Here is a 13,487-nt window from a genome sequence, read left to right on the forward strand (position 1 = left end):
TCCACTCAGGGTCCAGCGTCGTGGGGCGAACCGGGATGCCGGTGGGGCGAGTTGGAATTATTGGAACTGCCAGGTGCGCCAGGTGCGCCGCCTCCCGACGCTGCGTCCGCCTGCAGGCGCGCCACCACGTCGCTGCGGAACTGGCGCGAGCATGCCACCCGGGCGCCGCCGCGCAATATCAACTCTCCGTCACCCTTGTCCAGCGCTTCGATGCCGGCCACCCAGTCCAGCTGCACTGCGGCGCGGCGGTGGCAGCGCACGAAGCGCGGGCCGAGCTTGGCGAGCAGGCCGGCCAGGGTCTGGCGCATCAACGGCCCACCGTTGGCCGTGTGCAGCACTACGTAGTTGTCGGCCGTTTCGATCCACTGGATGTCTTGTACCCGGACCACGCGCATGCCGCCGCGTTCGGGTACCAGCAGTTGCATCGGGGCGGGCAGGGGTGGTGGCGTGTCTGGCGATGCTGCTGCGGCTGGCATGACCGGATTAACCGGCGTTGAACGCGTGGACAGCGAACGGGCCGGCGAGGCAGGAAGCGGCGAGGCAGAAAACGACGAGTCCGCTTGTGGCAAGGCAGGGCATGGCGAAGCACTTGGCGGTGCAAGCGCACCTTGCGCCAAGCGTGCGCGGGCGCGGTCCAGCGCGCGCCGCAGCCGCTGCTGGTCGTAGGGTTTGAGCAGGTAGTCGATGGCGTTGGCGTCGAAGGCGCGGATGGCGTAGTCGTCGTAAGCGGTCACGAACACCACCAGCGGCGCCGGGACCGGCAGCGAGGCCGCCACGTCCAGGCCGTTAACTTCCGGCATCTGGATGTCGAGCAGCAGCAGGTCGGGCGCGAACGCCGGCAATTGTTCGAGCGCATCGACGCCGTCGCGCGCTTCGCCGATGGCGGTAATGTCCGGCTCCTGCTCCAGCAGGCGCCGCAGCTTGTCGCGCGCCGGGCGCTCGTCGTCAACGATCAGGATCCGCATGGCAGCCGCATCTCCGCCCGCACGCCGGCAGGCGCAAGCTGGATCAGGTTGAACGTTGCACCGCCAGCGTACCCGGTGGCCAGGCGCTCGCGCAAATTGCGCACACCGATGCCGGTGTTGTCGCCAGCGTCACTCGCCGCCGCCAACCGCCCCGCATCATCCTCCACCCGCAGCACCAGCAACCCGTCTTCGCGGTACGCGGTGATGGCGATGGCGGTGGGCTGGCGTCGCCGTTCCACCGTGTGCTTGAAGATGTTTTCCAGCAGCGGCTGCAGGCTCATCACCGGTACCGGGCAGTCCAGCAACGCTTGGTCGATCTGCCAGGCGATGCTGACGCGGTCGGAGAAGCGTTCGGCCATCAACGCCGCGTAGCCGCGCAGCAGGCGCAGTTCGGTGGACAGTGGCACCTGGTGCTGCTCACCCACGTCGAGCGTGGCGCGCAGCACGTCGGCCAGCTGGATCAGCATGGCGTCAGCACGGTCCACGTCGGTGTGCATCAGCGACGAGACGGTGTTGAGGGCATTGAACAGGAAGTGCGGTTGCAGTTGCTGGGTGAGCCGCAGCAACTGTACTTCGCGCAGCGAGGCGTTCACCCGTTCCAGTCTCAGTTTTTCGCTGAGCATGGCGTGGTACGACAGGATGCCGAAGGTAATCGTGGCGAAGATGAAAAAGAACACCGTCATCTTGACGTTCTCGTACAGCAGCACCTCGGGCCAGGCTTCGTGCGTGTACACATCGCCCGCCATGCCGTACAGCAGATGGCGCATGCCGAAGGCGAGCGGGGTGAAGGCCACCCAGTAGACGGGCAGCCATACCAGCTGGCGCGCGAACCAGCGCACCGGCGAACCGACCAGGTCGTCGTGGCGGGCGGTGTAGCGGCGCTGCAGGTAGAGCAGCAAGGTCACTGCCAGGAACGAGGTCGCCTCCCACGAGATCGGTTTCCACAGCGCGCCGCCACCGTTGCGGATGAATTCCTGTATCGCAGTAGCTGTCATCAGGCTCCAGAACAGGAGCCAGGCGATGGCGAGGTTGAGCCTGGTGCGACTCTGGAACTTGGCGGACATGGCGGCCATGATTGGCCATTCTTGGCACATTGTCAAACCCACCTTGTTGGTGAAATCGTTTTCAGATACCCTGTGGTCACAATAATGATGGAGAGTCATGATGACCAACGATGCCCGCCGCAAGGCCGTTAAAACCATGCTGGCCGGCGCCGTCACGCTGTCGGCCACACCTGCGCTCGCTGCCACCGCTGGCGTCACCGCCAACAGCCGCAGCGCCACAGTCGCAGGCACCGGCACCCGCCCCGGCAACGGCAACGGCAACGGCAACGGCACCCGCACCCGCCCCGGCAACGGCAACGGCAACGGCAACGGCGCAGGCGCAGGCGCAGGCGCCGCCGACACCAGCGGCAATGCCAACGCGGCTACCAGCCGGGGCGGGGATGGCTGCACGCCACCTTCGCCAGGCTGGGGCAAAGGCGTGGAAGGCCAGCGCCAGGCCGACCTCGGCAACGGCCTGTACCGCAACCCCATCATTGCCGGTGACCATCCCGACCCGACCGTGCTCAAGGACGGCAGCGACTACTACCTGACGTACTCGTCGTTCTATTCGTATCCCGGCCTGGTGATCTGGCATTCGACCGACCTGGTCAACTGGCGGCCGATCACCGCCGCCCTGACCAAGCCGCTGGGCGCCGTGTGGGCGGTGGACCTGTGCAAGCACAACGGCCGCTACTTCATCTATATTCCCGCCGCGCCCGACGGCGATGCCTGGTCGATCTACGCGATCTGGGCCGACAACATCGCCGGCCCGTGGAGCGAGCCGGTCGATCTCAAGATCGCCGGTTGCATCGATCCCGGCCACGTGGTGGGCGAGGATGGCAAGCGCTACCTGTTCGTCAACGGCATCCGCAAGATCCGACTCACCGACGATGGCCTGGCCACCGACGGCCAACTGGAAAAGGCCTACGAGCCATGGCGCTACCCGGCCGACTGGGTGGTGGAAAACTTCGCGCCCGAAGGCCCGAAGCTGCTGCGTCGCGGCAAGTGGTTTTACCTGGTGACGGCAGTGGGCGGCACTGCCGGGCCGGTCACCGGCCACATGGTGATTGCCGCGCGGTCGGCGTCGATCCACGGACCGTGGGAACATTGCCCGCACAATCCGCTGGTGCGCACCACCGGCACCGCCGAGCCCTGGTGGTCGCGCGGCCATGCCACGCTGGTCCAAGGCCCGGCCGGCGACTGGTGGATGATTTATCACGGCTACGAAAACGGCTACCGCACGCTGGGCCGCCAGACCCTGCTCGAACCGATCGAGTGGACTGCCGACGGCTGGTTCCGCGCGCTGGGCGGCGATTTGTCGCGGCCGCTGCCGAAACCGCGCGGGGGCAAGGCCGGACCTTCGGGCCATGCCCTGTCCGACAACTTCAGCAGCAACCGCATGGGCGTGCAGTGGGCGTTCCACGATCCCGCGCCCGGCGAGTCGCGCCGCGCCCGCTACACGCAGCAGGGGCTGGAACTGGCCGGGCGCGGCCATACGCCGGCCGACAGCCGGCCGCTCACCTGCGGGGTGGGCGAGCACTCGTACCAGGGTGAAATCACGCTCACCCTGGACGGGCAGGCGGAGGCCGGCCTGCTGCTGTTCTATAACAGCAAGGCGTTCGTGGGACTGGGCTTTGCGCCGGACACCATCAAGACTTTCCAGTACGCCGAAGAGCACGGCTGGGCCCGCGTACAGCGCGCCACCTCGACGGTGCGGGTGCGCCTGACCAACGTGGAAAACGTGATCACCTTTCACTACTCGCACGATGGCGGCCGCCACTGGACGCTGCACGGTACGCGCATGGAAGTATCGGGCATCCACCACAATGTGTTCGGCGGTTTTCTCAGCCTGAAGCTGGGCGTGTACTGTGCTGGCGCGGGTACGGTGCGACTCAACGATTTCACATTCCGGGCTCTCGATGCGGTATCGAAGTAACAGTTTTGTATTGGATAATTTGCATAATTTCCGAGGAGAATTAATTACTGTATAGTTAGATATTCCCCTCGCATTACATCCACGCCATGACTGCCGTTAACTCCGACCTGATGTATCGCCTGCTGGTGCAAGGCGTCTCCGACTATGCCATTTACATGCTCGATCCCGACGGCCATGTGATCAACTGGAACGCCGGCGCCGAGCGCGCCAAGGGCTACCAGGCGGACGAAATCATCGGCAAGAATTTCGCGCTGTTCTACAGCGACGAGGATCGCGCTGTCGGCCTGCCGCAGCGCGCGCTGTCGATTGCGCGCGAGGACAGCCGCTTCGAAGCGGAAGGCTGGCGCCTGCGCAAGAATGGTAGCCGCTTCTGGACCAGCGTGGTGATCGAGGCGATCCGCGACCAGCGCGGCGTGCTGCTCGGCTTTGCCAAGATCACGCGCGATGTCACCGAGCGCCGCCAGCAGCAGCTGAGCCTGATCGAAGCAAAGGAAATGGCAGAGCAGTACAGCGTGCAAATGGCCGGCATGTCGCGCTTCCTCGATTCGGTGATCGCCAATATTCCGGCCAGCGTGCTGGCGCTGGACCGCGCCACCGGCGAGATCCTGCTGGCCAACCAGCAGGCGAAACTGCTGTTCGCCCAGCCGCGCCACGACATGGTGGGCCGCACCCCCGACCAGTGCCTGACGTCGGAAATCGCCGCGTACATCGCGCGCCAGACCTCGGGCGACCTGTCCGAAGCGGAACGGGTGGACAGCGAAAGCCTGGTGCAGACGTCGATCGGTCCGCGCCACCTGCGCAGCCGGGTGGCGATCGGCAGCCGGCCCGACGAGGGCGGCGATTACGTGCTGGTGATTACCGAGGACGTCACCGAGGAACTGGCCGCCTACGCGCAAATCCACCACATGGCCCAGCACGACGGCCTGACCGACCTGCCCAACCGCGCCTTCTTCAACGCTCGCCTGGAGCAGGCCATCTTGGATGGGGAGGGCAGCGAGACCGGCACCGCCATCCTGTGCCTGGACCTCGATAACTTCAAGAACATCAACGACGCGCTGGGCCACGCCTTCGGTGACAAGATCCTGCTGGCGCTGGGCAAACGCCTGAAAAAATCGCTGCGCGAGCAGGATACGCTGGCACGCCTGGGCGGCGACGAATTTGCCGTGGTGCTGCCGCGCGTGAAACGGCTCGATGAAGCGCGGCTTGCGGCCCAGCGCCTGATCGACGCGGTGGCGCCGGCGTTCCTGATTGACGGCCACAGTTTTTCGGTGGGGCTGTCGGTGGGTATTGCACAGGCCACTGCCACCGAACCGGCCAGCGGCGAGGAGCTGATGCGCTACGGCGACATGGCGCTGTACGAAGCCAAGCGCAACGGCCGCAATCGTTTCGAAGTCTTCCGCCCGGAGCTGGAAGAAGCGTCGCGCCACCGGCGCCAGATGGAAACCGAACTGCGCCGCGCGCTGCACCAGGGCCAGCTTGCAATGCACTACCAGCCGGTGATCGAATCGGACGGCCGCATTTCCGGTTACGAGGCACTGATGCGCTGGCAACATCCCGTGCGCGGGCTGGTGCCGCCGATGGAGTTCATCCCGATTGCCGAGGAAACCGGCTTGATCCACGAGATCGGCGTGCGTGCGCTGAACCTGGCCTGCCAGGAGGCAGTCGGCTGGGAAAATAATGCGGTGGTGGCGGTCAACCTGTCGCCGGTGCAGTTCAAGTGCACCGACCTGGTCAAGGTGGTGGCGCTGGCGTTGGCCGACTCGGGCCTGGACCCGGCCCGGCTGGAGCTGGAAATCACGGAATCGGTCCTGCTCGACAACAGCGACGGCAATATCCGCACGCTGCGCGCGCTCAAGCATTTGGGCGTGGCGATTTCGCTTGACGATTTCGGCACCGGCTACTCGTCGCTCAGTTACCTGCGCTCGTTCCCGTTCGACCGCATCAAGATCGACAAATCGTTCGTGCGCGACATGGGCACCAGCAAGGAGGCGATGGCGATCATCCGCGCCATCACCGGCCTGTCGAGCAGCCTGCTGATCAAGACCACGGCCGAGGGCGTCGAAACCGAGGCGCAGTTCCTGCAACTGAAGAACGAGGGCTGCTCGCACTTCCAGGGCTTTTTGTTCGGCCGCCCGGAAGCGGCCGAGAACATGCTGCAGGATGCCTCGGCCCCGATGAATTTTTAGCGCTCGGTTTTAACGCTTATTTGTAACGCTCCTCCATCAGATCGATTTCGCGCACCAGCTTGCGCGAAATCGAATCCGAGATCTTGTCGTGCCGCGCCAGGTCGAACACCACGCGCCGCTCGGCCTTCAGTCCCGCCAGGCGCAGCTCGCGTTCGGCCGAATCGGTGCGGCGCCAGGCGCCTTCCTTCTCCGGTTCCACTTCCTTGAGCCGGTGCTCGTAGAACGCGATCACGCGGCCCGCCGCTTCCGGATACACGTTCGGATCGGCGCAGGTACCCGACTCCATCAGCTTGATCTGCGCATCCTTGACCGCTTCGAGTGCGGCAGTGGCGGCGGCGCGGCGCCCCAGGTCTTCCTCCTGCTGCTCTTCCGGCTCGGACGGGAACGTTACGCCCTTGAGCAGGCGCGGCAGGCCGATGCTGGCGATCAGCAGCGAGAGCAGGATCACCGAGCAGGCCAGGAAGATGGTCAGCGCGCGGGCGGGGAAGGGCTCGCCGTTGGGCAGCAGCAGCGGCAGCGTCAGCACGCCGGCCAGGGTGATGGTGCCGCGTGCGCCAGCCAGCGTGGTGGCCATCACCAGGCGCCACTTGATTTGGGGACCCGGCGCGTGGCGCAGGCGCTGCTTGAAAATGGTCAGCCGCAGCGACGCCCATACCCAGGCAAAGCGCAGCACCAGCAGGCCGCCGGTAATGGCCACCGCGTAGACCGCCAGCCACCACGGGTTGAGGTGGCCGCTTTCCTCGATGGTGGCGCGGGCGCCCTTGAAGATGTCGGGCAGTTGCTCGCCCAGCAGCACGAACATGATGCCGTTGAGCGCGAATTGCACCGTGTCCCACACGGCCGAGCGCTGGATGCGGGTATTGGCCATGGCCTGGCCGCTCAGCTCCACGTAGCTCATGGTCACGCCGGCCGCCACCGCCGCCAGGATGCCGGATGCATTAAGTCGCTCGGCCACCAGGTAGGCGCCGAACGGCAGCAGCAGGTTGACCAGGATCGGCGAGCCGACCGGTTCGCCGAAGTGGCGCGTGAGCCAGCGCTGCACCCAGGTCACGACCATGGTGACGGCCACGCCGGAACCGAGGCCCGCGATCACCACCCACACGAACGTCAGGCTGGCGCTGCCGATTGAAAACGCGCCGGTCATGGCAGCGGCCACCGCGAAGCGGAAGCATACCAGGCCGCTGGCGTCGTTGAGCAGCGATTCGCCTTCGAGGATGTGCATCAGGCGCTTTGGGATCGGCGTGTTGGACGCGATCGAGCTGACCGCGATCGGATCGGTGGGCGAGACGATGGCCGCCAGCGCAAAAGCGACGGCCAGCGGCATGGCCGGAATCAGCCAGTGGATCAAAAAGCCGGCGCCGATCACGGTAAAGAACACCAGCCCGAACGCCAGTTCGAGGATGGTGCCCTTGTCGCGCAGCAGGCCGCTTTTGGGGATGCGCCAGCCGTCGAGGAACAGCAGCGGCGGCAGGAAAATCAGGAAAAACAGGTCGGGCTCCAGTTCCACGCCGTGCGTGGACTTGGCAGCGATCAGCGCGCCCAGCGCGATCTGCACCAGCGGCAGCGGAATCGCACTTGGCAGCAGCCGCATCAGGTACGCGCTGGCCACCACGGCCAACAGCATGACCAGCACAATTTCAATCGAATCCATTCCAGTCCTTCATTACCATTGCTAAATGGTATGAAGTTTAACCGAAGGGCCGCACGGTAAGAACTTGGCAAACGGATAGTGCCCGGGGCTGGCGCTTTGGAAAAAGTTCTGTCATAATCTTGCCTCTCCAAGCGGGAGTAGCTCAGTTGGTAGAGCGCAACCTTGCCAAGGTTGAGGTCGAGAGTTCGAGACTCTTCTCCCGCTCCAGCATTCAGCTGTGCAGATTTTCGGTCTGCACAGCGTTCAAAAGGACCTGCGGGTCCTTTTTTTATTTCCATCGGCAGGTGACGTGGGTTGCCTTTCTATTCATAATGAGAATTCCTCATGAATGGAGAATCGCATGACCCAACGCTCCGTTGCTCCGCTTGCCGCACTGTCAATCGCCTTTTTCACCTCGGCTGCCATGGCAGCCGAGGCCAAGACAGGCCCGGACTCCGCCATGCTGCCCGACACCGTCTGCACCAGGGCCAACCAGCCGATCGACGAAAAAGGCTTCGTACAAGCTGTTGCGGGAGAACTTCGATATTTGCGACTGATCTGCTCGAGAAGGAAAACTATCAAGTTCACATCCACTGAAATTCCTGCCTGAATTGACAATGTTGCCTCGCAGACCGTTGTTTATCGTGCTGTAGGACAAGATTACGCCACTGAAAGTGCTCCGTAACAGTGTTGCGAACGTTATACTTCTCAGGCAATGGCAGCAGGGGTCCGCGGTGGACTCGCTGTTCTGCGCACCCGACGGAGACGATCTATGAAATCAGTTCAGCAGGAAGTGGATGAACGCAGTAATTTGACCAATTCCAACAAATTCGAACTGTTGCTGTTCCGCCTCGGCGCTGACGCCAATGGTGAACACTCGGAATTGTTCGGAATTAACGTCTTCAAAATCCGCGAAATCGTGGCGATGCCTGAAGTGACAGCTGTGGCCGGATCCCCGCCACACATGCTGGGCGTCGTCAATTTGCGCGGTCAAATTATCACGGTGCTCGATTTGCCGGGCATCGTGGGTGTGACCCCAAAAACTGGTCTCAATATCATGCTGGTAACCGAGTTCGCGCGTACCACGCAAGCGTTCGCTGTGGAATCGGTGGAAGAAATCGTGCGTCTCGACTGGAGCCAGGTGCTGACGGCCGAAGGTACGGCCGGCGGCAAGGTCACCAGTATCGCGCGCGTCGATGGCGATGTGCAAAACACGCGCCTGGCGCAGGTGCTGGACGTGGAGACCATCTTGCGCGAGCTGGTGCCGCCCGATGGTAAAGACGTGGACATGGAAACCATCGGCCCGAAAGTGCTGTTGAAGCCAGGCTCCGTGGTGCTCGCTGCCGACGATTCGGTGGTGGCGCGCAACCTGATCGAAAAAGGCCTGGAAGCGATGGGCGTGCATTTCATCATGACCAAGTCGGGCAAGGAAGCGTGGGAACGCCTGAACGCGATTGCCGATGGCGCCAAGGCCGAAGGTTTGCCGGTCAGCGACCGCGTGGCGATGGTGCTGACCGACCTGGAAATGCCGGAAATGGACGGCTTTACCCTGACGCGCAAGATCAAGCAGGACGCGCGTTTCGCCAAGATACCGGTGGTGATCCACTCCTCGCTGTCGGGCAAGACCAACGAGGATCACGTCAAGGGCGTGGGCGCGGATGCGTACGTGGCCAAGTTCTCGGCCGAAGACCTGGCATCGACGATTCGTACCGTGATCGGCAAGGCTGCCGCCTAACGGGATAGGCTCCTGAGCAAAACACGGTAGTATCGAGGTCCACGGCGGCAACGTCGTGGCCCTTTTTTCTTGCCCCGAAAGGATCTATCGTGACAGCCAAAAACATCCTGTTTCTGACCGGCGACTTTGCCGAGGATTACGAGACCATGGTGCCATTCCAGGCGCTGCAAATGGTCGGTCATATCGTCCATGCAGTCTGCCCGGGCAAGCGCGCCGGCGACACCGTCAGAACCGCCATCCACGACTTCGAAGGCGACCAGACCTATACCGAAAAGCCCGGCCACCTGTTTGCGCTCAACGCCAATTTCGACGAGGTCGATACCGCCAACTACCATGCGCTGGCAATTGCCGGCGGCCGCGCGCCCGAGTACCTGCGCCTCAACCCGCGCGTGATCGCCATCGTCCAGGAGTTTGCCGCAGCGGGAAAACCGATCGCGGCGGTGTGCCACGGCGCCCAGTTGCTGGCCGCCACCGAGGTCATCCGCGGCAAGACCATCGCCTGCTACCCGGCTTGCTCGCCCGAGGTCAAGCTGGCCGGCGCCACCTATGCCGATATCGCGGTGGACCAGGCTATTACCGACGGCAACTTCATCACCGCTCCCGCGTGGCCGGCCCATCCGGCGTGGCTGGCGCAATTCCTCAAGGCGCTCGGTACCGAAATCAAGCTGTAGCACTTGTCCCGGCAGTGAAGGAGGCGCCACTTGCACGCCTCGGCAACGGCGCCGGCGCGGCTTGTCAGCGCATCGCTTACGCCAGGTTCTTGGCGTGGAAGCGGATGTGGTCTTCGATGAAGGTCGCGATGAAGTAATAGCCGTGGTCGTACAGCGGATGCTGCCGCAATTCCAGTGGCTGCGATGCGTTGCGGCAGGCCGCCTCGAACACTTCCGGATAGAGCTGCTCGGCGAGAAACTTGTCGCCGAGGCCCTGGTCGATCAGGATACCGGCCGGGAAGGGCGTCTGCAGGCGCGACATCAAGACCGAGGCGTCGTACTGCTCCCAGGTTTCCTGGTCGTCACCAAGGTAGCCGGTGAACGCCTTCTTGCCCCACGGCGACTTGATCGGCGCGGCAATCGGCGCGAAAGCCGACACCGACTTGAACGCCTGCGGATTTTTCAGCGCCAGCGTCAGCGCGCCATGGCCGCCCATCGAATGGCCGAAGATACCGACCCGCGCGCCATTGACCGGCAGCTCGGCGATGACCAGCTCGCGCAGTTCGTGGATGTAGCTTTGCATGCGGTAGTGCTTGTCCCATTCCGGTTTGGTGGCGTCCAGGTAGAAGCCGGCGCCCACGCCGAAGTCCCAGCTGTCCGACTCGCCCTCAACGTTGGCGCCGCGCGGGCTGGTGTCCGGCGCGATCAGGATCAGGCCGGCTTCGGCGGCAAAGCGCTGGGCGCCAGCCTTGATCATGAAGGTTTCTTCGTTGCAGGTCAGGCCGGCCAGGTAGAACAGCGCCGGCAGGCGCGCATTGTCCAAGTTGGCGGGGATGAACACGGAGAAGCGCATCGGCAGGCCGATCTCGCGCGAGTCGTGGCGGTAAAAGCGTTGAACGCCGCCGAAACAGGCGTGTTCACTCAGTAATTCGAGCATAGAAGTTTCCTTATGTTTCTTATGGAACAGTAGTCGGTGGCGTAATCGGCCATAATACTACTAGTAACGTTAAGTGTTTTGCAAAAAATAGGAGAACTACATGCCGGAATTCCAGGTCATCCTGGCCGACCTTGGTTGGCCGCTTGCCATCGCTCTTGCCTGGCTGTTGGGCGAATTCATACACCGCTGGACCCAGCTGCCGCGCATCAGCGTGTACGGCATTGTCGGTTTCCTGTTATCACAGGCGTTTCCCGAGGCGCTCACCAGCGGCGCCTCCAGCACCGTCACCACCCTGGCCAACTTTGCCTTTGGCCTGATCCTGTTCGAATTCGGTTACCGCATCAACCTGCGCTGGCTGCGCATCAATCCGTGGATATTGGTCACCGGCCTGGTCGAATCGGCCGCCACCTTTGGCGTGGTGTACCTGATCGCCACGCTGTCCGGCATGCCGTCGCTGACGTCGTTGTTGCTGGCCTCGCTGGCCATGTCCACGTCGCCGGCCGGCGTGCTGCGCGTGATTAACGAGCAGAACAGTTCGGGGCAGGTCACCGAGCGCGTGCTGCACCTGGTGGCCATCAACTGCGTGCTGGCCGTGTTTGTCTTCAAGGTCGTGGTCGGCTTCTGGGTGTTCGAGACTTCGGGCAGCCTGACGCAAGCAATCTCGCATTCTCTGATCGAGTTGCTGATTTCGGCCGCCATGGGGGCCATCCTCGGCTTCCTGGTGCCGGCCGTGCTGCGCCGATTGGGCGCGCTGGCGCAGGATGGCACCATCGCGTTTGCTTTGGGCGTGGTGCTGCTGGTGGCCGGTTCGTCGGCGTTCGAGGTGTCGCCGGTGCTCGCTACGCTCACGTTCGGCCTGGCCGCGCGCCACAGCCGCGTCGCGTTCAGCCGTACCGAGCGCAACTTCGGCGGTATCGGCGAACTGCTGACCGTGCTGCTGTTCGTGTTTGCCGTGTCCACGCTGGAGTGGAGCCGCGTGGTGGAAGGCGCCGGCCTGGGCATGGTGCTGCTGCTGGCGCGCTTCCTGGTCAAGACCGCCAGCGTGACCGTGTTTGCCAAGGTGGGCGGTATTTCGTGGCGCAAGGGCATGTTGACCGGCGTGGCGCTGGCGCCGATGTCGGTGTTCGTCACCTTGCTGCTCGAGCAAACCCGCTACATGGGCATCGTGCTGGTCGACGAGCTGGCCGCGCTGGCCGCCATGACCCTGGTGCTGGAAGTGCTGGGACCGATCTTCACCCAGCGCGCCCTGATCTGGGCTGCCGAAACGACCAAGAAGGAGATTTGACATGTCATTGGAAAAATTCAACAATTCCGAACCGCTGACCCTGGGCGTGGAGCTGGAACTGCAGCTGGTGAGCCTGTCCGACTACGACTTGACCGCGTCGAGCCCCGACCTGCTGCACCTGCTGGGCCGCAAGCCGTTCCCCGGCAACGTCACGCCCGAGATCACCGAGAGCATGATCGAGATTAACAGCGACGTCCACACCCGCCACAACGAGCTGGTCGCGCAGTTGCAGGTGATCCGTGACACGCTGGTGCAGGCCGGCGAGCAACTCAATATCGGCATTTGCGGCGGCGGTACCCACCCGTTCCAGAAATGGTCGGAGCGCCGCATCTTCTCCAAGCCGCGCTTCAAGGAGGTGTCCGAGCTGTACGGCTACCTAGCCAAGCAGTTCACCATCTTCGGCCAGCACGTGCACGTCGGCTGCGCCAACGGCGACGATGCGCTGTTCCTGCTGCATTCGCTGAGCCGCTACGTGCCGCACTTTATTGCGCTGTCGTCGTCGTCGCCGTTCGTGCAGGGTAACGACACGCTGTTCAATTCAGCGCGGTTGAACTCGGTGTTCGCGTTCCCGATGAGCGGCCGGGCGCCGTTTACGCTGAGCTGGGACAGTTTCGAGCACGAGTATTTCGCCAAGATGGAGCACACGGGCGTGATCAAGAGCATGAAGGACTTTTACTGGGACATCCGACCCAAGCCCGAGTTCGGCACCATCGAACTGCGCGTGTGCGATACGCCATTGACGGTGGAACGCGCCGCCGCGTTGGCCGCGTACCTGCAGGCGCTGTGCGCCTACCTGCTGGAACGGCGCGAAGAGGCGCCGGCCGAGGATGACTACCTGGTCTATAACTACAACCGCTTCCAGGCTTGCCGCTTCGGCCTGGACGGCACGCTGGTGCACCCGAAAACCTACGAAAGCCTGTCGCTGCGCGAGGACATTCTGACCACGCTGCGCAAGATGGAACCGTACGGCGTCACGCTGGGCGGCACCGAAGGGTTGCAGCACCTGGTGCGCGCCACCCACGAAGGCAGCGACGCCCACTACTTGCGCCAGCAATACGACCGCAGCGGCAGTGCCGAAGGCATGGTGGACGCAGCGATCCAGCGGTTCCGCGGCCGGTAG

General features: G+C 63.7%; 11 protein-coding genes and 1 tRNA gene. 8 read left to right on the top strand and 4 right to left on the bottom strand.

Translation table 11 applies throughout. The features are described from left to right. Window positions 1-5: 5 nt before the first annotated feature. Together SR858_RS08985 and SR858_RS08990 are read right to left on the bottom strand one after the other, a co-directional pair. Entirely contained in the window at window positions 6-965 is a 960-nt protein-coding gene (locus SR858_RS08985) for a LytR/AlgR family response regulator transcription factor (RefSeq protein ID WP_019922422.1), read from the bottom strand. Then, on the bottom strand, window positions 953-2,038 hold the full coding sequence (locus SR858_RS08990; protein WP_322534531.1) for a sensor histidine kinase: 1,086 nt from the start codon (window positions 2,036-2,038) through the stop codon (window positions 953-955). The genes SR858_RS08985 and SR858_RS08990 overlap by 13 nt, the downstream gene beginning before the upstream one ends. A gap of 88 nt (window positions 2,039-2,126) precedes the next feature. On the opposite strand from SR858_RS08990, the gene SR858_RS08995 reads away from it, so the two are divergent. Together SR858_RS08995 and SR858_RS09000 are read left to right on the top strand one after the other, a co-directional pair. Next, a complete protein-coding gene (locus SR858_RS08995; RefSeq protein WP_322534532.1) occupies window positions 2,127-3,944 on the top strand; it encodes a family 43 glycosylhydrolase in 1,818 nt (605 codons plus the stop codon). An 86-nt stretch (window positions 3,945-4,030) separates the two neighbouring features. Beyond that, complete coding sequence (locus SR858_RS09000; protein WP_019922424.1) at window positions 4,031-6,130, top strand: sensor domain-containing protein; 2,100 nt, start codon at window positions 4,031-4,033, stop codon at window positions 6,128-6,130. A gap of 16 nt (window positions 6,131-6,146) precedes the next feature. Here SR858_RS09000 and SR858_RS09005 read toward each other — a convergent pair whose 3' ends face one another. Next, window positions 6,147-7,781 carry a Na+/H+ antiporter gene (locus SR858_RS09005; protein WP_019922425.1) on the bottom strand — a complete coding sequence of 545 codons (1,635 nt, stop codon included), beginning with the start codon at window positions 7,779-7,781 and terminating at the stop codon, window positions 6,147-6,149. Between the two features lie 131 nt (window positions 7,782-7,912). Here SR858_RS09005 and SR858_RS09010 point away from each other — a divergent pair. From SR858_RS09010 to SR858_RS09025, 4 genes are all read left to right on the top strand, one after another. Next, a tRNA-Gly gene (locus tag SR858_RS09010) sits at window positions 7,913-7,988 on the top strand. Window positions 7,989-8,121: 133 nt separating this feature from the next. Then, on the top strand, window positions 8,122-8,370 hold the full coding sequence (locus SR858_RS09015) for a hypothetical protein (protein ID WP_019922426.1): 249 nt from the start codon (window positions 8,122-8,124) through the stop codon (window positions 8,368-8,370). Window positions 8,371-8,532: 162 nt separating this feature from the next. Next, window positions 8,533-9,495 (top strand): chemotaxis protein, encoded by a 963-nt coding sequence (locus SR858_RS09020; protein ID WP_019922427.1) that lies wholly within the window; start codon window positions 8,533-8,535, stop codon window positions 9,493-9,495. A gap of 89 nt (window positions 9,496-9,584) precedes the next feature. Further along, window positions 9,585-10,166 (top strand): DJ-1/PfpI family protein, encoded by a 582-nt coding sequence (locus SR858_RS09025; RefSeq protein ID WP_019922428.1) that lies wholly within the window; start codon window positions 9,585-9,587, stop codon window positions 10,164-10,166. A 76-nt stretch (window positions 10,167-10,242) separates the two neighbouring features. Here the strand turns inward: SR858_RS09025 and fghA are convergent, their stop codons facing one another. Next, complete coding sequence (fghA, locus tag SR858_RS09030) at window positions 10,243-11,082, bottom strand: S-formylglutathione hydrolase (RefSeq protein WP_019922429.1); 840 nt, start codon at window positions 11,080-11,082, stop codon at window positions 10,243-10,245. Window positions 11,083-11,182: 100 nt separating this feature from the next. On the opposite strand from fghA, the gene SR858_RS09035 reads away from it, so the two are divergent. Next, window positions 11,183-12,367, top strand: a complete 1,185-nt coding sequence (locus SR858_RS09035; RefSeq protein ID WP_019922430.1) for a cation:proton antiporter — start codon at window positions 11,183-11,185, stop codon at window positions 12,365-12,367. 1 nt (window position 12,368) lies between these two features. Then, entirely contained in the window at window positions 12,369-13,487 is a 1,119-nt protein-coding gene (locus SR858_RS09040; RefSeq protein WP_019922431.1) for a YbdK family carboxylate-amine ligase, read from the top strand.

The sequence above is a fragment of the Duganella zoogloeoides genome (assembly GCF_034479515.1).
Classification (GTDB): domain Bacteria; phylum Pseudomonadota; class Gammaproteobacteria; order Burkholderiales; family Burkholderiaceae_D; genus Rugamonas; species Rugamonas zoogloeoides.